This window comes from Methylobacterium sp. Leaf91, assembly GCF_001422815.1.
In the GTDB taxonomy this organism is placed as follows: domain Bacteria; phylum Pseudomonadota; class Alphaproteobacteria; order Rhizobiales; family Beijerinckiaceae; genus Methylobacterium.
This window is the reverse complement of sequence record NZ_LMMP01000003.1, coordinates 322,337-345,557: the sequence shown is the minus strand read 5'-3', so window position 1 is coordinate 345,557 and position 23,221 is coordinate 322,337. Positions and strand designations below refer to the sequence as shown.

Sequence of the window (23,221 nt, the reverse complement as noted above, 5' to 3'; positions counted from 1 at the left end):
TGTCGCAGCAACATGCGGGGTGATTCGAGCGTTGGCGTGCCATGTTCGACATCATCGGAAAGCATCGCATGACCAAGGCCCCCAGCGAGACCAGGACGTCCTCGACCAAGGCGCATTCGCCGACTACGGCCTCGCCGCTGATCCGCATCCTCGCGCCCGCCCTCGTCTTCACCGCCATTGCGGGTCCGGCCTTCGCCTCGGCCTGTTCCGACCAGATCGCCACGATCGAGCGTCGCCTCAACAGTTCCGGCGCCGTGTCGGTCACCGGCACCGCCTCGGCCGACGGCAAGGTCGCCACCAACCCGTCGATGGGCCTCGACGCGCCTCCCGGCGGAAAGCCCACCGACGCCTCGACCACTCCCAATGCCAAGAGCATCGACCACGCCCGTCACCTGATCGAGCAGGCGCGCAAGCAGGAAGCGGCCGGCGATGCCAAGGGCTGCGAGAACACGATGACCGAGGCCAAGAAGGCAGCGGGCTCCCTGCCGTAGCACAAGGCCCGATCACGCCGGCTTTCGGCGCAAGAATGGAAAGAGGCCGCCCTTCGCGATGCAAGGGGCGGCCTCTTTCGTGGTTGGGTCCCACTCTGGACTCGCTGAGCCTGACTTATCGAGGTGCGGCCGCGCGGCGGCGGTCATCCGCCGGACCTCACCGCTCCTGATCTATGTGTCAGGGGCAGTGAGGCTGGGTTCAATAGGCGTTCTTGGTGGTGACGAGGGACAGAGGCGTCGCCAGCATGATCTGCACGTCGAACAGGATGGACCAATTCTCGATGTAGTAGAGATCGTGGTCGACGCGGCGCTGGATCTTCTCGTCCGTGTCGGTCTCGCCGCGCCAGCCGTTGATCTGGGCCCAGCCGGTGATGCCGGGCTTGACCTTGTGGCGGGCGAAATACCCATCGACCACTTGGTCGTAGAGGGTGGTGCTGGTCTTGGCCTGAACCGCATGGGGGCGCGGCCCGACCAGGGACAGTTCCCCCTTCAGGACGTTGAACAGCTGCGGCAACTCGTCCAGCGACGTCCTGCGGATGAAGCGGCCGAGGGGCGTGACCCGAGGGTCGCCGCGCGTCACCTGCTTCGACGCGGTGAAATCGGACTGGTCGGCATACATCGACCTGAACTTGTAGACCTCGATCGTCTCGTTGTTGAAGCCGAGACGCTTCTGCCGGAACAGGATCGGACCCGGCGAGGTGACGCGGACGGCGATCGCCAGACCGAGCATGACCGGCGCCAGCACGACCAGCATGGCTGCGCCGACGACGCGATCGAAGATGGCCTTGGTGACGATGTCCCAATCGGCCATCGGCTTGTCGAACACGTCGAGGACCGGGACGGAGCCAAGATAGGAATAGGCCCTCGGGCGCAGCTTGAGCTTCGTCGCCTTGGCGGAGAGGCGGATGTCGATGGGCAGGACCCAGAGCTTGGCCAGCATCTGGAGCAGCCGATCCTCGGCCGCGATCGGAAGCGTGAAGATCACGAGGTCGAGGCGGGTCGAGCGCGCGTAATCCACGAGGTCGCTCACCGTGCCGAGCTTCGGGTAGCCGGCGACGACCGAGGAGGACCGGTTGTCCCCCCGATCGTCGAAGACGCCGACGATGCGGATGCCGGATTCGGTTTCCGCCTCGAGGGAGCGGATGAGCTCTTCCGCCAGCGGACCGCCGCCGACGATGGCCGTGCGCCTGTCGAACTGCCCGCGCAGCATGCGGGCCGTGACGAAGCGGAGGAGGGCGAAGCGTCCTGCGAGGAGCAGGACGAGCCCCAGGCCGTAGAACGTCGCGAGCCAGATCCGGGAATAATGGTCCGCGACCTTGGCGAAGACCATCGCCGTGGCGACGACGAGGAAGGTCAGCGACCAGGCGGCGGTCAGGCGCAAGGCCGGTTTGAAGAAGGTCCGGAAGGCGGCAATCCGGTAACTGCCGAAGATCTGGAACGACGCGACCGCCAGCACGGCCACGGCCAGGATCGCCGTGGAATAGCTCCACCCCAGGCCGACCGTGCCGCCGATCTGAACGCGATGCACGGCAAAGCCGAAGAGGGCGATGAGGAGCAGATCCGCCAGCCGAACGCTGCCCGACAGCACGACGGGAGACAGCACGCCGCCATGATCGCGCGGCGCCCCGATTTCGGCGGGGGGAATGGTCGACGGGGCAGGGCCACACTGGGACGCATCTCCCGCTTTGGGCTGGCTGGGTTGCCCCGCCGCCTTCAGAAGGTCGCGAACGTCGAAGGCGCTCATCGTTTGCTCTCGTTCAAGCTTTCCGCCGATGCGATTGAAGAGGATGCCAGACCGACATCACGGAACGTTTAACGAGGTTCTGGCCGCCAAAGCATGGCGAAGAGCAAGTCAGCGTCACTGTGGCGGTTCCTTCATCGCAGGCGGCGATGCTTCGTGCATCGATTTATCTCGCCGCAGCAGGGCGGCGGCGTAGCCCGACAGGACATCCGCCCCCATCCGCCGCATGGAGAAGCGTGCCCGCACCGAGTCACTGAGAGCTCGGGCTCGGGCGGCGCCCTCGGCGGTGTCTTCGTCGAGCAGGCGGACAATGGCGTTCTTGAGGGCAACGGGATCTCCGGGGCTGACGAGATCCGTTGCCGCCGTTCCGAAGATTTCCGGGATGCCGCCGACATTGGTGGAGACGAGGGGCTGCTGCGCGGCGGCGGCTTCCAGCACCACGTATGGCAGGGATTCGGCGAGCGACGGGACTACCATGATCCGTCCCTTCGCCAGGGCGATCCGGATCGGCTGGGGCGGCTCGAACGCCACCGCGCCCGATAGGCCGAGCTTCCGGGCCCGCTCCACGAGCTGGTCTTCATCCGGGCCGGAACCGACCATCAGCAGGCGGGTGGGGCGCCCCTCGGCGCGGAGCGCCACCAGGGTGTCGAGCAGGACCGGGATGCCCTTCGCCTCGCGCAACTCGCCGATATAGAGGAGGTCGTAGGCGTCCGCCCGGTGCAGGACCGGTGCGAACTCCACCTCGTCGATGCCGTTATGGACGATCCGCACGGTATGGGGTCTGCTCCCCACGAAGCGGCCATGCCGACCGGCGACATATTCGCTCTCGAACAGGAACACGTCGGTCCGCGTCGCGAGCAGGCGCTCGACCCCCATATACAGGCGGTGGCGCAGCGTGCCGGGCTTGTAATTGTAGCTGCCGCCATGGGGGGTATAGGCCCTGATCGGCGAGGCTACGCCCGCTGGCAGGCGGGCGATGCGCGCATAGGCGCCACCCTTGGCGCCATGTCCGTGCAGGATCGTGGCGCGGATCTCCGCGGCCCGCCTCGCAACCGCCCGGACCACCACGATGTCCGAAAGATGCGGGTTGCGCCGCATGGGAACCCGGACGATGCCGAGCGCGAGATGGGGCAGGAGCTCGTCCAGAGCCTGGACCGCTCGCTCGCCGCCGGTGGACGCATCGCAGACGAGCCCGATCTCGTGCCCGGCGGCGGACTGGATCCTGATCAGGTCGCAGACGTGGCGGAACAGCCCTCCCACCGGCGCACGGAACACGTGCAGGATGCGATGGACGGCCTCGCCCGCGCTGCTGGCGGGGCCGACGGACAGAACGGAGGCGGACGCACTCACGACGGACAAGCTCCACGCGACGACCATTCCAGCCGAATGGCGGTACGATGTCGACGGACACTGGTCCCCAGAGATGGTGCGATCGTTAAGGGCCATCCGCCTTGGCCTCGATTCGGGCCGGCGAACGCCCTGAAACCTCCCGTTCGGTTAGGCAGCCCCTAACGCACCGTCGCCGAAGCCCTGCGCCGGCCCAGGTGTGGAGAAGCCCGCCGGGGCGATAGGAACACCCGATACGTGCCGTCTTGCCGCAGGCCGGTTGGCCCACCCCGCCCGCTGCTTGGCTTCACCTCGACCGCCGGACACCTCGCGAGAAATACTGAGTTCTCCATTTATTGCGGCTTCCTACCTCAAATGGGGGTTGCCAATATTCGGTCCGCTCCATAGTCATTTTGACAAGCAATATATCCGATTCGTATTTAGTTTAGCAGCGGATATGGTTATATTGATGTTTTAATTCTGTATTAATTGGATCGGTCAACCCTATGGCTTCGATAAACGGAACTCAATATTCTGATCTGTTGAATGGTTCTTCATCGGCAGATGTCATAAAAGGTTTCGGCTATGGGGACGAAATCTATGGGAATGGTGGCAATGACACCATCTACGGAGGAACATCTGTCATCGTTGCTCCGGAGGATGATGATGACGGTGACGACTATCTCGATGGAGGAGCCGGCGATGACAAGCTATTCGGGGGCGTAGGCGACGACCTGCTTGTCGGTGGAACGGGCAATGACAGGCTCACCGGCGGCGACGGTGGCGACACCCTCTTGACTGGTGACGGAAATGACGTCGTCGTCATCGAGCGTTTTGCGGATGGGGAGCCTTATTACTCCAATTACGACACGGTGCTCGATTTCTCGCGGGCATTCGACCGTATCGATGTGTCGTCGCTGAATATCTCGTCGTTCGATACGATTCGGCACCTGCTGACATCCACCGGTAGTGGCGATGCGACGCATTCGTACACATTCGGTTCCTACGTGGAGCAGACGACGTTCCTCGGAGTCGCTCCCTTCCGGCTCAGCGCCTCGAACTTCGTGCTGTCAAACGTCGCGGCCGACGATGTCCTGGACGGAACCTCATCGAGCGACGATCTGTTCGGCGGGCTCGGCAACGACACGCTGACGGGCCTGGAGGGCAGCGACCGCTTGTTCGGCGAGGCCGGCAACGACACGCTGATCGGCGATGCCGACGAGGCCACGGAAGCGTATTCCGCCGATCTTCTGGTCGGTGGCGTCGGGAATGACCGGCTCTTCGGGAATGGTGGTTACGATCGTCTGAACGGCGGTTCCGGTGACGACGTCCTCGATGGCGGCAGCGACGACGACAAGCTCGTTACCGGTTCCGGTTCTGATACCGTCGTCTATGCGCCACACGAATACGGCGAGACCGATATCGTCCGGGATTTCGACGTGGCGAGCGACAAGATCGACCTACGTGCGTTCAACATCTCGTCGATGGCGACGGTCAACGATCTTCTCAGCGTCAATTCCGATGGCGACACCGTGCTGTCCATCGAAGGCGACGGCATCTCCACCGACCTGATCCTGGCCAACGTCGATCGGTCTACACTCGGGGCAAGCAACTTCGTCTTCGATCTTGTGGTCCAGAGCGAGCGCATCACTGGATCGGATTATGACGACGACCTGTTCGGTGCCCTCGGCAACGATACGCTGACCGGTGGCGACGCCAACGACCGGCTCTATGGTGAGGATGGCAACGACATCCTGCAGGGCGGCGTCGGGACGACAGTCGCGGACAAGTCACTCTATGACGGCGACGACATCCTCATCGGCGGCACAGGCGACGACTCGCTCTATGGGGGCGGGGGCAACGACGTCCTGCGTGGCGGCGACGGCGCCGACAAGCTCTTCGGCCAGAACGGCGACGACTCCCTCTATGGCGGCGCCGGCGATGACACCTTCGTCATGCGGAAGCTGACGGCATCGGAGACGGACACGATCTTCGACTTCGAGGCGCCGAGCTTCGATAGCGAGACCAATACGGCCCATGGCGACCGGATTGACCTGTCGGCCTTCGGCATCGGGTCGATCGAGGCGCTCGATGAGATCCTCAGCATCGACGAGGTCGGCAATGCTGTCATCGAGATTACGAGCAACGGATATGCCCAACGCCTCGTGATCGCCGGAGCTTCCCCCGACGAACTCGATGTGAGCTCGTTCGTGTTCAGTGCATCGACCGCGAACAACAGCGTCACGGGCAAGACGAGCACGGATGATCTCTTCGGCGGCGGCGGCAACGATACCCTCAAGGGAGGAGAGGGTGGCGATCGCCTGTTCGGCGAAGAGGGGAGTGACATCCTTTACGGAGGCGCCACGACCAAGGCCGTCACCGAGGCGGATGGCGGAAGCGATCTGCTCTACGGCGGTGCCGGCGACGACACGCTCTATGGCGGTGGCGGCAGCGACATCCTGCGCGGTGGCGACGGCGCCGACAGGCTGTTCGGCAATCTCGGCGAGGACACCCTCTTAGGTGGCGGAGGTGCGGATAGCTTCGTCTTCGATCGCGCGACCTCCAGCGGTTTTTCCAGCGATACCATCCTCGATTTCCGCGTTGCAGACGGTGACCTGATCGATCTGTCGATCATTGACGCCGTAGCTTCCTCGACGACGACGAATGAGACATTCACCTATATCGAGGGTGCGCGGTTCACCGGTGCAGGTCAGGTCCGCTTGTCCCGTGACGGCATCTATACGGTGATCGAAGGCAGCGTCGACAAGGACGCCTCCGCCGAGTTCGAGATCAGAATTGCCGGACGGCCCGCCATCGATGCGGGTGACTTCATCCTGTAAGCGCCGAACGCGACACGGAAGAACGGGGGCATCGATCCGGTGCCCCCGTTCCTCGTTTGGCGGGGTCGTCCTGTCTTCTCGATCATTGCCCCCACAATCGGCAATCGGGATCGGCCCCGCCTTCGCCCATTGATCGATGAGCCCATGACAGAGAGAACCCCACATGGCAGAGCTCAACGCATACGGTACCCTTAATATGGAGGGTATCTACGTTACAGGCGAGTATTATTTTTAGGAATATCTTTACTATGAAGATAATTATCTGAGCATCGGATATGAGTAATTCGAAGAGGGTGATTTAATCGAGCGCTATGGTTCAAACTTTACTTACGACGATGGCGGTTTTATCGCTAAAGGATTGATCGCGCAAATAGAGTATACGGCCTCTTTTATTGACTATAAAGAATATTATGATGAAGAAACGGGGTGATTGCGAATATTATGACGAATATGTCAGCGGGGGCTATAAAATCACAGGCCTGAGTGTCGATTTTTTTCTGATATATTGCTCAATTCCGTCGAAGAAAACCGAGAGCTGATCTTTGGTGGAAAAGATTTGATCACAGGCTCGAACGGGAACGACTCCCTGATCGGGTATGACGGCAACGACAGGCTTTATGGGGGCGGGGGAGACGACAGCCTCGACGGCGGAAACGGCTCCGACAGCGACTATGTCGGCAACGATAAACTCTATGGCGGCAACGGCAACGACAAGCTTATGGGGCGTTATGGAAACGACCGGCTTGAAGGCGGGAACGGCAATGACAAGCTGGATGCCGGCTCCGGCAACGACACGCTCCTGGGGCAGGATGGCGATGACGTTCTCACCAGCGGCAAGGGAACGGACTATCTTCTGGGTGGGGGAGGATCCGATATCCTGAATGGCGGCGCCGACAAGGACCTCCTGTCCGGCGGCGGTGGCAAGGGACTCGACACGTTCGTCTTCACACTGGACAAAACCCCGGGCGCGATCTCACGCTCGGATACGATCCTGGACTGGAATTCGACCTACGACAGCATCGACCTCAAATATGCCGGCACGCGAGACAACTATTTCGAGACCAGGACCGCGGCTACCTCCGCCGAGATGGCGTATGCGCGCTATGACGGCGTCCTGAAGAACGACGACATGACGCACCTGTTCCTCTACAACGCCTCGTCGAAGACGGGTTACCTGCTTTCCGACCAGAACGCCGACCACATGTTCGACACGGTGGTCGTGATTAACAATGCCGCCAGCGCTGCGAGCATGAATTATCTCGACATCGTCTGACCGGGCAAGAAACGACGAAGGCCCGGATCCGATGGATCAGGGCCTTCGTCGATCGACGACGTATCGAAGACGAGACGTCCTCAGAAGAAGCGCTCCTTGATGACGATCGTGTCGCCGGGCCTCACCAGATAGGTCATCGGGACGATGCCCGAGACGAGGCCGTTCGGCCCCTCGCGGGTGAGGACGGCGTAGTCGCGGGCCGCCCGCGGTCCGAAGCCCGCCGCGATCGCCACCGCCGTCTCGACGGCCATGCCGTTGACGTAGGGATATTGCCCCGAGGTCGTGACCTCGCCGAGGATGTAGAACGGACGATAGGCATCCACCTCCACGGTGACATGCGGCTCGCGCACGAAGCCCGCCGCGAGCTTGGCCTCAATGGTCCGTGCGGCCTGGGCCGTCGATTGCCCTCCCACCTTCACGAGACCGATGAGCGGCATGGCGATGCCGCCGGATCCGTCGATCGCATAGATGTTGGACAGGTTGTCCTGGCCGAAGACGATGACGCGCAGCCGGTCGCCGGTGGCGAGCGTATAGCGCCCGCCGATCGATCCGGTGGCGGTGGCGTCGAGCTGCGCGGTCCGGAAGTCGGGACGCAGGCATCCGCCCAGTGCCAGAGTGGAGGTGAGAGCGAGGAGAAGGGAGCGCCGGTTCATCATCCAAGCCGCTAAGAGCAAGTTTCTGCCTCTATTTGTAGGATCATATGGTTAACAAAAACTGATATCGCGGAGGGAATGCGATGCGTTGTGGCCGATCTTAACCGACGATCAATCTTAACGAGTTCTAGTCTTCCGGGAGGCGCCCGATGCGGCGTCCTGCTTTGCGTAAAGATCCTCTCATGCCTCGCTCGCAGCAGCCCGTTTCCACGATCGAGCCGATCCCCCAGCGTGACGAGGGGCTCGGCCTGTCCCAGCTGTTCGGAGTCCTGGCGCGGTCCTGGCGCTGGATCGTCCTTCCCACCGTGGCGGCGGGGATCGGGGCCATCGTTTTCGTGCAGGTCGTTCCGCCCCGCTACACCGGCGAGGCCAAGATCCTGCTGGAGAGCCGCGACGCGAGCTTCGCCCGCACCGCCCAGGAACGCGGCGAACAACCCCTGGCCATCGACGAACAGGCGGTGGCGAGCCAGGTCCAGGTGGTGATGTCCCGCGATATCGCCCGGGAGGCGATCCGCCGCCTGAAGCTCGTGGGCAATGCCGAATTCGATCCCGAGGTCGACGGCATCGGTCCGGTCCAGCGCGTCCTGATGATGATCGGACTCACCAAGAACCCGATGGAGCGGGCGCCCGAGGACCGGGTGCTCGAGACCTATTTCGACCGGCTCCTGGTCTACCCGGCCGGCAAGTCCCGCATCCTGACGGTCGAGTTCCGCTCGCGCGATCCGGAACTCGCGGCCAAGGCCGCCAACACCATCGCAGAACTCTACATCGCTTCCCTGGAATCGGCGAAGGTGGACACCGCCCGCTACGCCTCGACCTGGCTCGGCGGCAACATCGACACCCTGCGCACCCGCGTCTCCGAGGCCGAGGCGAAGGTCGAGACCTTCCGAGCCCGCAATGGCCTGATCAGCGGCGGCGGTGGCACCACCAGCCAACCCCTGGGCACCCAGCAGCTCAGCGAATTGTCGACCCAGCTGTCCCAGGCCCGCACGGTCAAGGCCGACCTCACGAGCCGGGCCAAGCTCATCCGCGAAATGATCAAGGACGGACGCGCCTTCGAAATCCCGGACGTGGCCAACAACGAGGTCATCCGGCGCACGGTGGAGCAGCGCATCACCCTGCGCGGGCAGCTCGCCCTCGAATCGCGGACGCTGATGCCGGCTCATCCCCGCATCAAGGAGCTGACGGCGCAGATCGGCGACCTCGACGCACAGATCAAGGCCACCGCCGACCGGGTGGTGCGGACGATGGAGAACGACGCCCGCATCGCCGAAGCCCGGGTCGACAGCCTGAACGCCGCCGTCGACGCGCAGCGCGAGGTCGTCTCCAAGGGCAATTCCAGCGAGGTCCAGCTTCGCGCCCTCGAGCGCGAGGCGAAGGCGCAGCGCGACCAGCTCGAATCCTATCTCTCGCGCTATCGCGAGGCCTCGGCCCGCGATGCCGAAAGCGCGGCCCCCGCCGATGCCCGCGTGGTCTCCCGCGCCGTGGTGCCACAGGTCCCGTCCTTCCCGAAGAAGCTGCCCATCGTGGCCCTCGCCCTCGTGATGGCGATGCTGCTGTCCAGCGGCGGGGTGGCGGCGCGTCATCTTCTCCGCGATCCCGGCGACACCCGCCGCCGGACCGGACCGGACGATCGGGCCACCGAGCCCACTCCCTTCACCTTCCCGGAAGCCTCCGTGGCCCTGTCGCGGAGCGGTCCCGCCGCCTCCCTCTACGAAGCGCCGCTGACCGCCCGCGTTGCCGTGCCCATGACCACCGTTCCCGCATCCGCCGCGGAACTGGCGCCGATTCCGGTGCGTGAGGAAACAGCCGGAGAGGCGGGCCGGTCGCCCGTCTCCAGCTACGATCTCCAGGCCCTCATCCATCTCCTGCGCGAGCGGATCGGCCGCAACGGCGGAAGCATCCTGGTCGCGGAGACCGACACGGCCGCCGACCGGCAACTCGCCGCGATCCTGGCGGAGGCCCTGGCGGCGGGCGGGCGCGTTCTGATCGTGGACGTCAACGGCCCGGCCTCACCGTCGGACGATGCCGGCCTCACCGACCTCGTTGCGGGTGAGGCTGCCTTCCTCGACGTGATCCGATCGGTGGCCTCGGTGCGCAGGCTCCACGCCATCCCGCGCGGTTTCGTCGATTGCAACATTCTCACGGACGAGCCGGAAGCGCTGGCCATCGCCCTGGACGCCCTGGCCCAGAGCTACGACTGGGTCGTCTATCGCCTCGGCGAGGCCCTGTCGCAGGAGGCCCAAGACCTGCTGGAGGCCATGGCGGGCCGGATGAACGCCATCGTCATCGCGTCCGACAAGTCCCCTGAAGATCCCGAACTCGTCTCGCTCCACGGCCTGGCCGAACGGGCGGGGGCCGGCACGATCCTCGTCGCCGGTGAGCAGACCGAGAGCGAGGGTGCCGCCGGGGGGAAGCCGGGAAGCGGCCTCAGGCTTTCGGCGGCGTAAGACCGACATCTTGCGGATGGGCTGCTGCCGCGCGGTCGCAGGTTCGGCCCGGATGACCAGCGCCGATGCCGCGTCCGGGTTCCCGGGCGATGCCCTTAAGGATTCGCCTCGCCGGCGGCGCTGCCGTGGCGAGCCGGGCGGTGGAGCGCCTTCCGAACCGCCTTCGCCAGACGCGCCAGGCGCTGGCTGCGCTTGATCCGGCGCTTGAGCCGGGTGGCGGCCATGGCTGGAATGGCGAAGAGATGGCCGCGCAGGGTGACGGCGATGGTCACTTCACCGAGCTGGATCGTCTCGTCGCAGATATTGGCCTTGTAGCGAGCCTCCCCGACTCCGAGATCGAAGCTGCGGCGGCCCCGTTCGGTCTGATCGCGGATGAGGTGGTGCAGCAGGATGTCACCGGGACTCGACCGCCCCACCGTGGGTGTCTGGTCGAAGGAGGTCATCATGCCGCTGTAGCGCGTCTCGCTCACCGCACCGGCGAAGGTCGCGAAGACCTGCCCGGTGTTGCACGCCACCAGGGCGGCGACCTCGATCGCCGCGCCCCGAACCTCGTTCGGATCGTCCTGTCGGCAGGCGCCGGTGGCGATGAAGCGGCGTATCCCCTCGTCGGCATAGGGGTCGGCGATGTTCATGGCGGCGAAGCGCGAAGCCTTCTGGGCGAAAAAGGCGGAGAGGTACGTCCTCACCTCCTCGGCGTTCGAGGCTACGCGGTACTCCACCGGGCCGAAGGCCTCGATCAGCTTCTTCTCCTTCGAGCGCATCTTCTTGCGCGCGTCGGCGCTGAAGACGCGCTTGGCGGTGGTCTCCGCGTCGGGGCCGAGGATCAGGCCATAGGCGTCGCTGACGGCCGGCGCGGCGTGGAGGCTCAAGGGATTGGCCGCGCCGTCCCAGAAGCGCGGCTGATGCCCGAGGAGATAGACGTCGATACCGGCCTCGCGCCCGACCCGGCGCAGGAGCTCGACGAGATCCTCGGCGCGCATGGACGCGGCCTCGCGGGAGGCGAACATCGGCATGTGATAGTTCGCGTGCTTGCAGCCGATCACCCGCGCCACGCGGACCCCGCGTTCGCGCGCGACCTGGAGCGGCAGGATCACGCGGGGCCGTCCGCCGGGATCGCGCAGCACGATGACCCGTAGGGAGGCGTCCTGTTCCTCCGGGGTGCAGCCGAGCTTCGCCGAGACGAAGGCCGAGACCCAGTCGAATCGCTGATAGGGAGTCGACAGCGCGGCGGGATCGCTCTCGACGCTCCGCCACAGAGCCTCGACGCTCGCCAGATCGCGAAACACCTCCGGAACAAGCCGCCCGCGGACGCGCTCCTGCATCATGCCGACTCCGGTGAGATCGTGAACAAGGACCCTCATCACCGCCTCCCCATCATCGGCACCTAGCGCTCCGGCTTCTTAAGCGCTGGTGACGATGGGAAACGGCAAGCCATCATTGTGCGATGTGGGTAACGAAACCTTGCGGGTTCAGGATCGAAAAGTCATCCCCGCCACGCCTCCGCTCCGGTGACGTCCATGCCCTCGGCCGAGTTTCGTCACCGCCTGTTCGATGCGGGGTTTCGCGCCATCGTGGCTTCCGGGGCCGACCGTTGGCTGAAGCGCGTCGCGCAAGGGCGCGGTCTGATCCTCACCTTCCATCATGTCGATCCGGCCCCCAAGGGGACTTACGCCCCCAACGGCCTGCTCTCGATCACGCCGGATTTCCTCGACGCGGTGCTGGGCACGCTGGTCTCGCAGGGGTTCGACGTGATCGGCCTCGATTCCGTGGCCGAGAAGCTCGTCCGGCCCGCCGGGGACAGGCCCTTCGTCGTCCTGACCTTCGACGACGGCTATCGCGACAACGCCCGGTACGCCGTTCCCCTCCTGAGACGGCATCGCGTTCCCTGGACGCTCTTCGTCACGAGTGACTTCGCCGAGGGGAGGGGGCGCCTGTGGTGGATCGAACTCGAACGGGCGATCGGCCGTCTCGACCGGGTGCGGGTTCCTGCCGACGAGGCGCCAGCCCTCGATCTGCCCGCCGCCACGGCGGAGGAGAAGATGGCGGCCTTCGCCGCGCTCTACCGCCGCCTGCGCGCAGGATCGGAGGAGCGCCTGCTCGCCACCATCGCCGTTCTCTGCGACGAGGCCGGCATCGGGGTCGGGCGTATGGCGGAGGAGCTCTGCCTGTCATGGGAGGAGCTGCGCGGCCTCGCATCCGATCCGCTTCTGACCATCGGGGCCCATACCATCACCCATCCGATGCTGGCGAAGCACGGCGAGGCACGGGTCCGCCGGGAGATCGGGGAGGGCAGGGGACGGATCGAGCGGGAGATCGGCCGTCCGGTCAGGCATCTGTCCTATCCGGTCGGCGATCCGACCTCGGCCGGGATGCGGGAATTCGCAATCGCCCGCGAGACCGGTTTCGACATGGCCGTGACGACCCGCCCCGGCCATCTCTTCCCCGGCCATGCCGACCATCTCCACGCCCTGCCGAGGGTCTCGGTGAACGGGTTGCATCAGTCGAGGGCGGCGCTCTCCGCGCTGCTGTCGGGTGTCCCGTTCATCGCCTGGAATCGCGGGCGGCGGCTCAATGTCGAGTAAGACCGATCGACTGAGCCCGGTCGGGTCAGTCCCGCGCGGTACCGGTCAATGCCGGCGGCGGCGGCGATAGGACGAGCGGCTCTCGCTTCCCCCGATGGTGAAGCTGGCGCTCTGGCGGCCCTGGCGGGTGTAGCGTCCGCGCCTGCCGCGCTGGCCCTTTCGGGTCTCCTGTGCCGGCTCGTCGGCCATGGGGAGCGATTCGGTGCTGACCGGCGGGACGGCGGCGAGCGCCGTCGCGACGGACGAGGAGGCCGATCCACCGTCGCTGCCCCCGCCCCCGCCGCCGACATTCTTGGCGGCCGGCCCGAACATCGCGAGGCACTGATTGTAGGCGAGGTCGTTCTTGAGGCGCTCGCATTCCGCCATCGAGCGGGGCGCATTCTGTGCCGAGGCTGGCGTGCCGAGAGCCGGAAGAGCGGCGCAGCCGAAGCCTACGAGCAGGAAAGACGCGAGGAATCGGTTCATGGGGCGGAGGATCTTGGCCTGGATCTGACGAAACGTCGAAGCTTGCCCAAGCCTGTGGCTGTCGAGTGCGGCGAAATCCCGGCGTCGGGGGAAATCCTCAGCGGGCTCGCGTTGGCAAGCCAACGCTTCACCTCGCTTAAGTCATTGAAGTGTCACATTTTTAAGGACGCAAAACCGGTGACCACTTTTGCTAAACCTGCTTAGGGTTCAGCGCCCGCCATCGACATCCTTTCGCTCCATCCAGCGGATCAGCGGCATCAGGGGGAAGATCCAGGCGATGCCGAGGAAGGCGTAGAGGATGGCCTGCACGGCCGGAGGCGTCTGCGAGATGCGGCTGTCGGCCAGCGCCATGGCGAGGGGCGCATAGAGCGCCACGAAGGTGAGCATGCCGATCGTGCCGAGCAGCGTGCGGGTGCGGCGGCGCATGGGCGCTCTCCTGGCATGGGCCTTCTCCCCGGCAGGGAAGTCCGGCGGTGACGTCCATCGACTGTCGTGCAATCGGTCCGCCGGGGTTAGGCCGACCGCCCCGGCAAGGCAATTGCCGCTCGCGCCGCATCCAAGCCTTCTGCGGCCCAAGCCCTCTGCGGCCCTCGGCGCCGTTGCCCCCGTGGCCGCGCATGCGTAACGCAGGGGCGCAGGCACGGGATACCCGCGCCGATCCCGACACCACGCGAGCCCCTACCGCGATGCCTACACGCGAAACCACCTCGACCGCACCGGTCCGTTCCACGAACCCGGTCCGCGTTTGGCTCTACACCCTGGCGATCCTCGTCGTGGCCATGGTCGCCGTCGGCGGCGCCACCCGCCTGACCGGATCGGGCTTGTCGATCACCGAATGGCGGCCGGTGACGGGCGTGGTCCCCCCGGTCTCCGAACAGGCCTGGGCGGCCGAGTTCGACAAGTACAAGGACACGCCGCAATACCGTATCCTCAACCAGGGCATGGGGTTGTCGGACTTCAAGGTCATCTATGCCTGGGAATGGGGCCACCGCCTGCTCGGGCGCATCCTCGGGCTCGCCTTCTTCCTCCCCCTCCTGGTGTTCTGGTGGCGCGGCCTCGTCGACCGGCGCCTCGGATACGGGCTCCTCGCCCTTGGCGCCCTCGGCGGTCTTCAGGGCGCCATCGGCTGGATCATGGTCGCCTCCGGTCTCCAGCCGGGGATGACGGCGGTGGCGCCCCTGAAGCTCGCCCTGCACCTGACCACCGCGAGCCTGATCCTGGCCGGCCTCGTCTGGCTGGCGGCCGGGTTGCGGTCCGGCCCGTCGGAGCCGGCACCGGGTCGCCTGAGGATCATTGCAGCCCTGCTGCCGGTCCTCGTCCTGGTCCAGATCGGCCTCGGCGGTCTCGTCGCCGGGTCGAAGGCCGGGCTCGTGCACAATACCTGGCCCGACATGGACGGCGTTCTGGTGCCGAATGCCTCCGAACTGTTCGCCGTCAGCCCGTGGATCGAGAACTTCGTCGACAACGTCACCCTGGTTCAGTTCAACCACCGCCTGATGGCCTATCTCCTTCTGGCGGCAGCGCTGTTCCATGCCGTCGATGCAAGCAGGCGGCTTCCCGGGAGTGGCACGGCCCGCCGCGCCATCGGCATCGCGGGCCTGACCGCGGCACAGGCGGGACTGGGCATCGTCACTCTCCTGCTGGCGGTGCCGCTCTGGGCGGGCCTCGCCCATCAGGTCTTCGCCATGGCGGTCCTGATGATGGCGACGGTGCATGCACGGCTGAGCCGCGGCGCAACCCGGCGCACCCTGGCATCTCCCGCCGGCGCGACCACCGCCTTCGGCTTCGAGGGCATGACGGGCCGAGGCGCTTAGGCCCTCGCGGAACGCGTCGTAGCGGAGGCCGGACGGCTCGGCGCGCCGGCCTCTCACTCGCGAACGATGGGGACCTGACCCGACCCTGTTTCCGGACGTTTGCAGAGCGAAGGCTGCTGCATCGCACAGACCGTTTCACCGCGATGCAGGATAGGAAAAGGCGGATTGGCCGGATGCTTGCACCCTGCCAGCCACCATCGGCGAGCGTCCCCCTCGGCCATTTTTTGTTGCGTTGCAGCGAAACTAAGCTTGGGGTTGTGCCGTTAGCCGATGTGTCGATGGCGCCGTGAGAGCGGGGCCCGGCAGCGTCACGCCACAACCGAAAGGCCGTCCAGCATGCACGACCAACGCCTCGTGTCGGAAGAGCAGGTACTCGTTGAGCGCGACCAGACGGTACGCGAAGGTGCCGACGTGGAGGGGACGCGCCACGCGCGGACCCGGAAGGTCGTCGTCGGCCTCACGGGACTTCTCGGAGCGGCCTGGGCCGTCGTCCTCGCGAGCCGCTTCACGACCTTCTCCTTCTAGGAATCCTCCCAGTGGGAAAATATGCGGGAATCAGGTAGGCGGCGGTTCACGATGCTCGCCGCCTACGCAGTTCGAACAGGGAACGAGTCCGGCCCTTCGGCGCTTAAGCTTAGGTTAGGAAAGTTCGGAGTCAGCGATGTTCCTGGCTGAGGACGGTAGACCCATCGGACTGACCTGGAACTACACCCGCCGGGAGCTGATGGCAGATGCCGCCGTGCATATCGCCGGCATCGCGTTCGGTGTGGCGGGCTCGATCGCCATCGTCATTCTGGCGGCGATGGCTCCGCTGGATTGGACCGAGCGAGCGGCCGTCGCGGTCTATGCCGCCGCCCTGGTGTCGATGCTCGGTGTGTCGGCCACCTACAACATGTGGCCCGTAGGGCGCCGCAAGTGGATCCTGCGCCGAGCCGATCACGCCCTCATCTACCTGATGATCGCGGGCACCTACACGCCTCTCGTCGCCCTGGTCGGGCGCGGATCGACGGCCTGGATGCTGCTCGCCTTCATCTGGGTGCTGGCGGGAATCGGCATCGCCCTGAAGCTTCTCATGCCCGGCCGTTTCGACCGGGCCGCCATCGGCCTCTACCTGCTCCTCGGATGGAGCGGCGTCGCCACCTACGAATCGGTGATCGGCGCACTGAACCCCGAGGCGCTCTGGCTTCTGGCGATCGGCGGCGTGCTCTACTCGGCCGGCGTCATCTTCCACGTCTGGCGCAGCCTGCCGTACCAGAACGCGATCTGGCACGCCTTCGTCCTCGCCGCCACGGCCTGCCATTACGGCACCGTCCTCACCAGCGTGATGAGCGCCGCTCCCTAGGCGGCGCTCAGTGGCACGTCCCCCGACTTCCCGGTTCTTCGCCTACTTCCCGTTGCAGAGACCCTGCCCGGAGAGTCGGTTGTGTTCGCGCGGATCGCAATCCGTAGCCAGGAAGGAGGCCCATTCCGCGGTGGTGCCGTAGAACGCGTTCCGGTCCACGTCACCGCGCACGCCGGGAACCCGGCCCGTGGAGGTGAACTGCCACAGCATCCACTTCCGCTTGGCGAAGCGCTGCTCGGGCTCGGCCGCCGTGGAGCGAACCCAGTGCGGATAGTCGAGCAACTCGTCCTCGAGCACGTCCTTATGGAAGGTGATGTCGGTATAGATGATCGGCCGCTTGCCGGTGTAGCGCTCCATCTCGTCGAGCATGTAGCGCATCATCGCCAGCGCCTGGGCCTTCGGCAGCTTCTTCGGGCAGAGCTGCGAATGGCCGTTCCATTCCACGTCGAGGACGGGGGGCAGGGCGGTGGGATCGTTGGGGACGTTCTTCTTGAACCACTCCACCTGATCCTGGGCCGAGCGGCACCAGAACACGAAATGGTAGGCTCCGCGCGGCACGCCGGCCTTGGCGGCTCCCTCCCAATTGGCGCGGAAGCGTTCGTCCACGTGGTCGCCGCCCTCCGTCGCCTTGATGAAGGCGAACTGCGTGCCGGCTCCGCGCACCGAGGCCCAGTCGATCGGCCCCTGCCATTTCGAGATGTCGATGCCCTGGATCGGGTGCTGCTTGGCACGCGCGACCCCCGGATGGGGCTTCACGTCACCCTTTGTGGGATAGAAATCGCTCTGGTTGCCGGCGCAGGCCGCGAGCGTCGCGAGCAGTGCGGCGGTCAGCGAGCGTTTGGCCCAGCGCATCGCGGCGTTGCGTGGCATCACGGCCAAGTCTGTCGGGGCGATCCCGTTCTCAAGCGACATTGATGCCCGGTCCACCGTTCTCACGCGCTACACTCATGGGTAAGGGATGGCCCCGTGCGGTTAACAGAGCTTTGACGGCAATGCGGCGGAATTCCGGAACTCGTTGCGGACGAACCACATAGGGTGGATTCAGGCGCTTTCGCCGCAGGCCGGTCGCGGATGCTAAGTCCCGAGCCGATCAGGCATTTCGAGGGGAGGGGAGTCTGGACAAGGTTTTGTTCACCATCGGTTACGAAGGGCTGGATTCCGAGCGTTTCGTGGCGACTTTGAAGGATGCCGGCGTCGCGACGCTGGCCGACGTTCGCGCGGTGGCCAATTCGCGCAAGCGGGGCTTCTCGAAGAACGCGCTGAAGACGAGCCTGGAAGAGGCGGGCCTCACCTATGCGCATGCGCGGGAACTCGGCACGCCGAAGGCCGGGAGAGAGGCTGCGAGGGCCCATGATGCCGCGCTGATGCGCCGGATCTACTGCGAAGAGGTGCTCGACACCGCCGATGGCGGGCTCGCCCTCGCCGCCCTGTGCGAGGTCGCCTCGCGGGCGCCGACCTGCCTCCTCTGCTTCGAGCGCGACCCGGAGCGATGCCACCGCCGCGTCCTGGCCGAACGACTGGAAGCGAACGGTTTCAGGACGGTCGACCTGTTCGGATAACACCGTCCCATGACTTGCCCGCGTAAGGCCGGTTCCGGCCGAACGGAGTCGTTGACAATCTAGAGTTCTGTTGCCCACATGTTTCTCGACCATGAATGGTGGTCGGATTCTCCGGCGAGAACGCGGGTGACGCGCAAATCCCTCGATCAGACCCTCGGCTTCCTCCGTTCCCTCGACCGGACGGCGAGCGGCGAGGACGTCGCCCGGGTTCTGGCGGCGGAACTGGCGGATCTCGGCGTCGCTCATATCATGGCGGCCACGGTGCCGGGGCGGGGCACGTCCGTCCGCCAGCAGCGCGGCCACGTCCTGCTCAACACCTTCCCGATGGAATGGGGCCGGCGCTACCTGACGCGCGGCTATGCCTTCCACGACCCCACGGTGCAGCGCCTCGGCTACTCGACCGCGCCTTTCGCCTGGAGCGACGCCACCGATGAGCATGCCGACGATCCCCTGGCGCGCAGGGTGATGGACGAGGCTGCGGATTTCCATCTGCGCGACGGCCTGACGATCCCGCTGATGACCCTCGACGGCGAGACCGCCGGGTTCAGCGTCTCGGGCGAGCGCCTCGCCATCGATCCGGCGGATCGCGGCATGCTCCAACTGATCGCCACCTACGCGTTCGGCCACCTGCTGCTGCTGAACGGGCAGAGCCCGGCGGCCTCCGCGCGCCTCGCCCCGCGCGAGCGCGAGGCCCTGCAATGGGCGGCCGAAGGCAAGACCGATTGGGAGATCGGCGAGGTCATGGGGATCTCCGCCCATGGCGTCGATTTCCACCTGCGCTCCGCCCGCGCCAAGCTCGGCACCGCCAACCGCACCCAGGCCGTCGCCATCGCCCTGCGGCGGGGACTCATCATCTGATGGGATCGGGACCGGATCGTTGATATCCTCATCCGGGCCCGGTCTCGCGAGAGGAGTCGACGATGCCCAAGGTCAGCACCTGCCTGTGGTTCGGGAGGGATATCGAGGCGGCGGTCGGCCTCTACGTCTCCCTCGTCCCCGATTCGCGGATCGACCATGTCCAGCGCTCGCCTGGACCCTGGCCGGGCGGGGAGGCGGGCGATGCGCTGCAGGTGGCCTTCACCCTCGGCGGACAGAGCTTTCAGGCCCTGAACGGAGGCGCCACGGCCGATTACGGCACCGCCGCTTCGATCTCGGTGGCCTGCGCCGACCAGGACGAGGTCGATCGGTTATGGACGGCGCTCATCGCGGATGGCGGGGCCGAGATCATGTGCGGCTGGCTCCGGGATAGGTGGGGAGTGCCCTGGCAGATCGTACCCACGATCCTCCCCCGGTTGCTGGCCGACCCCGATCCGGCCGTGGCGAGCCGCGTCTTCTCCGCCATGCAGGACATGATCAAGCTCGACATCGCCGCCCTCGAGCGTGCGGCCGCCGGCTGAACCGGACGTCTCGCCTCACCCGCCGCCCGGGCGTTCGCGGCGGCCGAAGCGCTCGGCGATGACGATGCCGCCAAGCACGAGGGCCAAGGCCGCGGCCTGGTACCATTGGAACGCTTCGCCGACGACGAGGATGGCGAGGCCCGAGCCGAAGATCGGCACGAGGTTCACGAACACCCCCGCGCGGTTCGGGCCGATCAATTCGACGCCCCGCATGAACGAGAGCTGGGCGATCAGGGACGGGCCGAGGGCCACGAAAGCGACGATGGCCCACCCCTTCGGTGTCGGCCAGATCAGGGTTCCGGCAGCCTGTTCGAGGACGAGGGCGGGCAGGGAGGTCACGAGGGCCGCCAGCGCCATCGCCGAGAAGAAGGTCAGGCCGGACATCTTGGGCCGGTCGGCGAGGGCGACGGTGTAGCCGGCATAGAGCAGGCAGGCGCCGAGCATCAGCATGTCGCCGATGTTGAAGGAGAGCGTCGACAGGATGTGCCAGTCGCCGTGGGTCGCCGCGACGCCCGCGCCGCCGAGGGTGATGACGACGCCGAGGATCTGCGCTCCGGTGACGGCGACGCGGTGCACGACGTAGTTCAGCAGGATGACGAGGACCGGAATCGCTCCCTGGAACAGCGCGACGTTGACGCCGGTGGTGTAGATGCCGGCGGCGTAGAACAGGCTCGCATAGGCGGTGTAGCCGCAGGCCCCCATCAGGAGGACGTAGCGCCAGTGGCGCGCGATCAGGTGGCGCTCGGCCACGATCCCGCGCCAGGCCGGCCAGGCCAGCGCGAGGCAGGCGAAGGCCCAGCGCAGGCAGGTGAGCACCTGAGGCGAGACTTCCCCGACGGCCCATTTGCCCGCGACCACGTTGCCGCCCCACAGCAGGGTCGTGAACAGGAGGAGCGGGTAGGCGGCCCCGGCGCCACGGGTCTCGACGGCCGGGCCGGGGGAGGCGGACGGAGAGGTCATGATCCCTTCGGGGGCTTTGCTCGGAGATGTTTCTTCGCTGGCGGTACCGCCATCCCCTTCTGTCCCGCCCATGACGGGCTGAGCAAGGCCGCCGGAAGCAGGGCTGACATCACGGATCCTACTCGGAGACGGGCCGGGGAGGGCGGCGCTTGGCGGCGGGTTTGGGGACAGGCAGGGCGGCGGCGATCCGCGCGGCGTCGCTCGTCCAGAGATGCACTGCGGCGTAGGCCCGCCAGGGCCGCCAGGCTTCGGCCCGGACGAGCAATTGCGCCGGTGTCGGACGCCCCGCCCCGGTATCGAGGGACCGGAGCAGGGCGAGGTCGCTCGCCGGCAGCGCATCCGGTTCGCGCAAGGCCCTGAGGGCGATGTACTGCGCCGTCCACTCGCCGATCCCGCTCAACGCCCTCAGGGCGGCCACCGCCGGATCGAGTCCGCGTCCCCGTGCGAACAGAGCGGGATTCGCATGGGCCTCCGCCGCGAGGGCGCTGATCGCTCTGCCGCGTGCCCCCGGCATGCCGAGGGGCGCGGCCACGTCTGCATCGAGCAGGCGATCCGGCGTCGGGAACAGGTGGGTCAGCCCCGTTCCGGCGTAGTCCGGCGCCAGCGCTTCACCGAAGGCGGCAACCAGTCGGCCGGCGAGCCGGGTCGCCGCATTCACCGAGACCTGCTGTCCGAGAATGGCGCGTACCGCGATCTCGAACCCGTCCCAGGCGCCCGGAACCCGCAGGCCCGGCCGTTCGGCCACGAGGGGGGCGAGGTCGGGGTGGCGCGAGAGCGCGGCCGCGATCAGGGCCGGGTCGGCATCGAGATCGAACATCGGCCTCAGCCGTGCCAGAACGTCCGGCAGAATCGCCGGATCGGGATGATCCACCGTCGCGACGAGGGCATCGTCCCCGCCCTGCATGACGGAGATCGTGCCGGGGAGCCCGCCGATGAAGACGGTCCGGGCATAGGCGTCCGCCGTCACCACCTCGACACCCGGAATGGCCCGGCCGCCGAGATAGGCCAGGATCGCGGGCCAGTCGTAGGGCGGCCTGTAGGGCAGCGGGATGATATGGGTCACGACGCTCTCCGGCCGCCTCCACCATCTCACGGCCGCGGGAATCGCGAAACCGCGCGCAGGCCGGCGCAACGGTGCGAGGCAGGACGAGAGGCAGGACGGGAAAATCCGGCATCGCCCGTATCGGGTTGCGGGGCGACGCTGTATCCGTTCACGAGGGACAACGCGGCGTATCGATCGCGAGGCCGGGGAGGGCGGTTCTGGTGTCGTGGGTGCGTGGTCTCCTCTTCGCGGGAATCGTGGCCGGAATCGCCGCCTTCGCGGTGAGCGAAGCCGGCACGGCCCTCATCGCCGAACTGCGGGAGCGGGTCGCCCCCGGTCCCCCTGCCCCGCGTCATCTTCCGGCTCAGCGCACCGCCATCGAGGACGGGCGCACCGTGGTCCGGCTCAAGCCGGAGGAGCGCGAGCGTCTCGGCATCGCCACGCAGGTCCGCCCTTACGCGCCGCACCGCGAGGAACTCCAGGCCTATGGCAGCGTCCTCGACGTCGCCAGGGTCACCGACCTGACCAATTCCTACGCCAGCGCCAGGGCGCAGCTCCAGACCGCCCAGGCCCGGGTCGAGGTCTCGCGCAACGCCTTCCAGCGCGCCAAGAATCTCGGCCCCTACGCCACCACCGTCCAGGTCGAGACCACCGAGGGCACGTTTCAGACCGATCAGGCCGCTCTGGCGGCGGCGGAATCGCAGGTCCGCACCCTTGCCGCCACCGCGCAGCAGGAATGGGGGCCGGTGATCGGACGGGCCATCGTCGAGCGCTCGCCGGCCATCACCCGGCTGATCGAGCGCGTCGACTTCCTGGTCCAAGTGACCCTGCCGCCGGGCGAGAGCATCAAGGGCCAACCCGCCGCCGCCTTCGCCGAGGTGCCGCCGCAGAGCGCGCGGATCGCGCTGCGCTACGTCTCGCCGGCCACCCGCACCGACCAGCGCATCCAGGGCCTCAGCTACTTCTACACCGTGCCGGGCGATAGCGGCTTCCTGCCCGGCATGAGCATGCTCGCCTTCCTCGCCTCCGACCGGAGCGTCACCGGCATCAGCGTGCCCGAGGATGCGGTGGTGCATTGGCAGGGCGGAACCTGGATCTACCGCGCGGTGGCGCCCGACGCCTTCGCCCGCCACGCTCTCAAGGCCGACCCGCCCATGTCGGCCGATGCCTATGTGGTGGAGGACCTGCCCGGTGAGACCGAGATCGTGCTGACGGGCGCGCAGGCGCTCTTGTCCGAGGAGATGAAGAGCCTGCTCTCCGTCTCCGGCGGCGTGGACGACGATTGA

Annotated in this window: 21 protein-coding genes; 12 read left to right on the top strand and 9 right to left on the bottom strand. The window is 66.5% G+C overall.

Annotated features, from left to right (window positions below):
- The first annotated feature begins 68 nt into the window (after window positions 1-68).
- A complete protein-coding gene (locus ASF32_RS05195) occupies window positions 69-491 on the top strand; it encodes a hypothetical protein (RefSeq protein ID WP_244478121.1) in 423 nt (140 codons plus the stop codon).
- A gap of 199 nt (window positions 492-690) precedes the next feature.
- Here ASF32_RS05195 and ASF32_RS05190 read toward each other — a convergent pair whose 3' ends face one another.
- Together ASF32_RS05190 and ASF32_RS05185 are read right to left on the bottom strand one after the other, a co-directional pair.
- A complete protein-coding gene (locus ASF32_RS05190; RefSeq protein WP_056424338.1) occupies window positions 691-2,235 on the bottom strand; it encodes an undecaprenyl-phosphate glucose phosphotransferase in 1,545 nt (514 codons plus the stop codon).
- Between the two features lie 114 nt (window positions 2,236-2,349).
- Window positions 2,350-3,582: a glycosyltransferase family 4 protein gene (locus ASF32_RS05185; RefSeq protein ID WP_056424540.1), complete on the bottom strand. Its 1,233-nt coding sequence runs from the start codon at window positions 3,580-3,582 to the stop codon at window positions 2,350-2,352.
- Window positions 3,583-4,064: 482 nt separating this feature from the next.
- Between ASF32_RS05185 and ASF32_RS05180 the strand changes: the two genes are divergently transcribed.
- Both ASF32_RS05180 and ASF32_RS05175 read left to right on the top strand, forming a co-directional pair.
- Window positions 4,065-6,398 (top strand): hypothetical protein, encoded by a 2,334-nt coding sequence (locus ASF32_RS05180; RefSeq protein ID WP_082490372.1) that lies wholly within the window; start codon window positions 4,065-4,067, stop codon window positions 6,396-6,398.
- Window positions 6,399-6,903: 505 nt separating this feature from the next.
- Entirely contained in the window at window positions 6,904-7,671 is a 768-nt protein-coding gene (locus ASF32_RS05175; RefSeq protein WP_056424332.1) for a calcium-binding protein, read from the top strand.
- Between the two features lie 80 nt (window positions 7,672-7,751).
- Here ASF32_RS05175 and ASF32_RS05170 read toward each other — a convergent pair whose 3' ends face one another.
- Window positions 7,752-8,324, bottom strand: coding sequence for a polysaccharide biosynthesis/export family protein (locus ASF32_RS05170; protein ID WP_056424329.1), 573 nt, complete (start codon window positions 8,322-8,324; stop codon window positions 7,752-7,754).
- Between the two features lie 182 nt (window positions 8,325-8,506).
- Between ASF32_RS05170 and ASF32_RS05165 the strand changes: the two genes are divergently transcribed.
- Entirely contained in the window at window positions 8,507-10,774 is a 2,268-nt protein-coding gene (locus ASF32_RS05165) for a GumC family protein (RefSeq protein WP_056424325.1), read from the top strand.
- Between the two features lie 95 nt (window positions 10,775-10,869).
- Here ASF32_RS05165 and ASF32_RS05160 read toward each other — a convergent pair whose 3' ends face one another.
- Complete coding sequence (locus tag ASF32_RS05160; RefSeq protein ID WP_056424322.1) at window positions 10,870-12,135, bottom strand: GNAT family N-acetyltransferase; 1,266 nt, start codon at window positions 12,133-12,135, stop codon at window positions 10,870-10,872.
- A gap of 156 nt (window positions 12,136-12,291) precedes the next feature.
- Between ASF32_RS05160 and ASF32_RS05155 the strand changes: the two genes are divergently transcribed.
- Entirely contained in the window at window positions 12,292-13,356 is a 1,065-nt protein-coding gene (locus ASF32_RS05155; protein ID WP_056424537.1) for a polysaccharide deacetylase family protein, read from the top strand.
- Window positions 13,357-13,401: 45 nt separating this feature from the next.
- Here the strand turns inward: ASF32_RS05155 and ASF32_RS05150 are convergent, their stop codons facing one another.
- Together ASF32_RS05150 and ASF32_RS05145 are read right to left on the bottom strand one after the other, a co-directional pair.
- Window positions 13,402-13,821 carry a hypothetical protein gene (locus ASF32_RS05150; RefSeq protein ID WP_056424318.1) on the bottom strand — a complete coding sequence of 140 codons (420 nt, stop codon included), beginning with the start codon at window positions 13,819-13,821 and terminating at the stop codon, window positions 13,402-13,404.
- Between the two features lie 207 nt (window positions 13,822-14,028).
- The gene (locus ASF32_RS05145) at window positions 14,029-14,247 is read right to left on the bottom strand and encodes a DUF2842 domain-containing protein (RefSeq protein WP_056424315.1); all 219 of its coding nucleotides are present in this window, start codon (window positions 14,245-14,247) and stop codon (window positions 14,029-14,031) included.
- Between the two features lie 260 nt (window positions 14,248-14,507).
- Here ASF32_RS05145 and ASF32_RS05140 point away from each other — a divergent pair, with 260 nt between their 5' ends.
- The 3 genes from ASF32_RS05140 to ASF32_RS05130 all read left to right on the top strand — a co-directional run bounded on the left by ASF32_RS05140 (window position 14,508) and on the right by ASF32_RS05130 (window position 16,977).
- Window positions 14,508-15,635, top strand: a complete 1,128-nt coding sequence (locus ASF32_RS05140) for a COX15/CtaA family protein (RefSeq protein WP_056424313.1) — start codon at window positions 14,508-14,510, stop codon at window positions 15,633-15,635.
- Window positions 15,636-15,971: 336 nt separating this feature from the next.
- On the top strand, window positions 15,972-16,160 hold the full coding sequence (locus tag ASF32_RS05135) for a hypothetical protein (RefSeq protein WP_056424310.1): 189 nt from the start codon (window positions 15,972-15,974) through the stop codon (window positions 16,158-16,160).
- A 136-nt stretch (window positions 16,161-16,296) separates the two neighbouring features.
- Window positions 16,297-16,977, top strand: a complete 681-nt coding sequence (locus ASF32_RS05130) for a hemolysin III family protein (RefSeq protein ID WP_056424305.1) — start codon at window positions 16,297-16,299, stop codon at window positions 16,975-16,977.
- Between the two features lie 42 nt (window positions 16,978-17,019).
- Here the strand turns inward: ASF32_RS05130 and ASF32_RS05125 are convergent, their stop codons facing one another.
- A complete protein-coding gene (locus ASF32_RS05125) occupies window positions 17,020-17,889 on the bottom strand; it encodes a GH25 family lysozyme (RefSeq protein ID WP_056424302.1) in 870 nt (289 codons plus the stop codon).
- 203 nt (window positions 17,890-18,092) lie between these two features.
- Between ASF32_RS05125 and ASF32_RS05120 the strand changes: the two genes are divergently transcribed.
- The 3 genes from ASF32_RS05120 to ASF32_RS05110 all read left to right on the top strand — a co-directional run bounded on the left by ASF32_RS05120 (window position 18,093) and on the right by ASF32_RS05110 (window position 19,933).
- Window positions 18,093-18,536: a DUF488 domain-containing protein gene (locus ASF32_RS05120; protein WP_056424300.1), complete on the top strand. Its 444-nt coding sequence runs from the start codon at window positions 18,093-18,095 to the stop codon at window positions 18,534-18,536.
- 126 nt (window positions 18,537-18,662) lie between these two features.
- On the top strand, window positions 18,663-19,394 hold the full coding sequence (locus ASF32_RS05115) for a LuxR family transcriptional regulator (RefSeq protein WP_056424534.1): 732 nt from the start codon (window positions 18,663-18,665) through the stop codon (window positions 19,392-19,394).
- Window positions 19,395-19,456: 62 nt separating this feature from the next.
- The gene (locus tag ASF32_RS05110) at window positions 19,457-19,933 is read left to right on the top strand and encodes a VOC family protein (RefSeq protein ID WP_056424297.1); all 477 of its coding nucleotides are present in this window, start codon (window positions 19,457-19,459) and stop codon (window positions 19,931-19,933) included.
- A gap of 15 nt (window positions 19,934-19,948) precedes the next feature.
- Here the strand turns inward: ASF32_RS05110 and ASF32_RS05105 are convergent, their stop codons facing one another.
- A complete protein-coding gene (locus tag ASF32_RS05105) occupies window positions 19,949-20,893 on the bottom strand; it encodes a DMT family transporter (RefSeq protein WP_056424294.1) in 945 nt (314 codons plus the stop codon).
- A 118-nt stretch (window positions 20,894-21,011) separates the two neighbouring features.
- On the bottom strand, window positions 21,012-21,956 hold the full coding sequence (locus ASF32_RS05100) for a DNA-3-methyladenine glycosylase (RefSeq protein WP_056424292.1): 945 nt from the start codon (window positions 21,954-21,956) through the stop codon (window positions 21,012-21,014).
- Window positions 21,957-22,165: 209 nt separating this feature from the next.
- On the opposite strand from ASF32_RS05100, the gene ASF32_RS05095 reads away from it, so the two are divergent.
- The gene (locus ASF32_RS05095; RefSeq protein WP_056424287.1) at window positions 22,166-23,221 is read left to right on the top strand and encodes an efflux RND transporter periplasmic adaptor subunit; all 1,056 of its coding nucleotides are present in this window, start codon (window positions 22,166-22,168) and stop codon (window positions 23,219-23,221) included.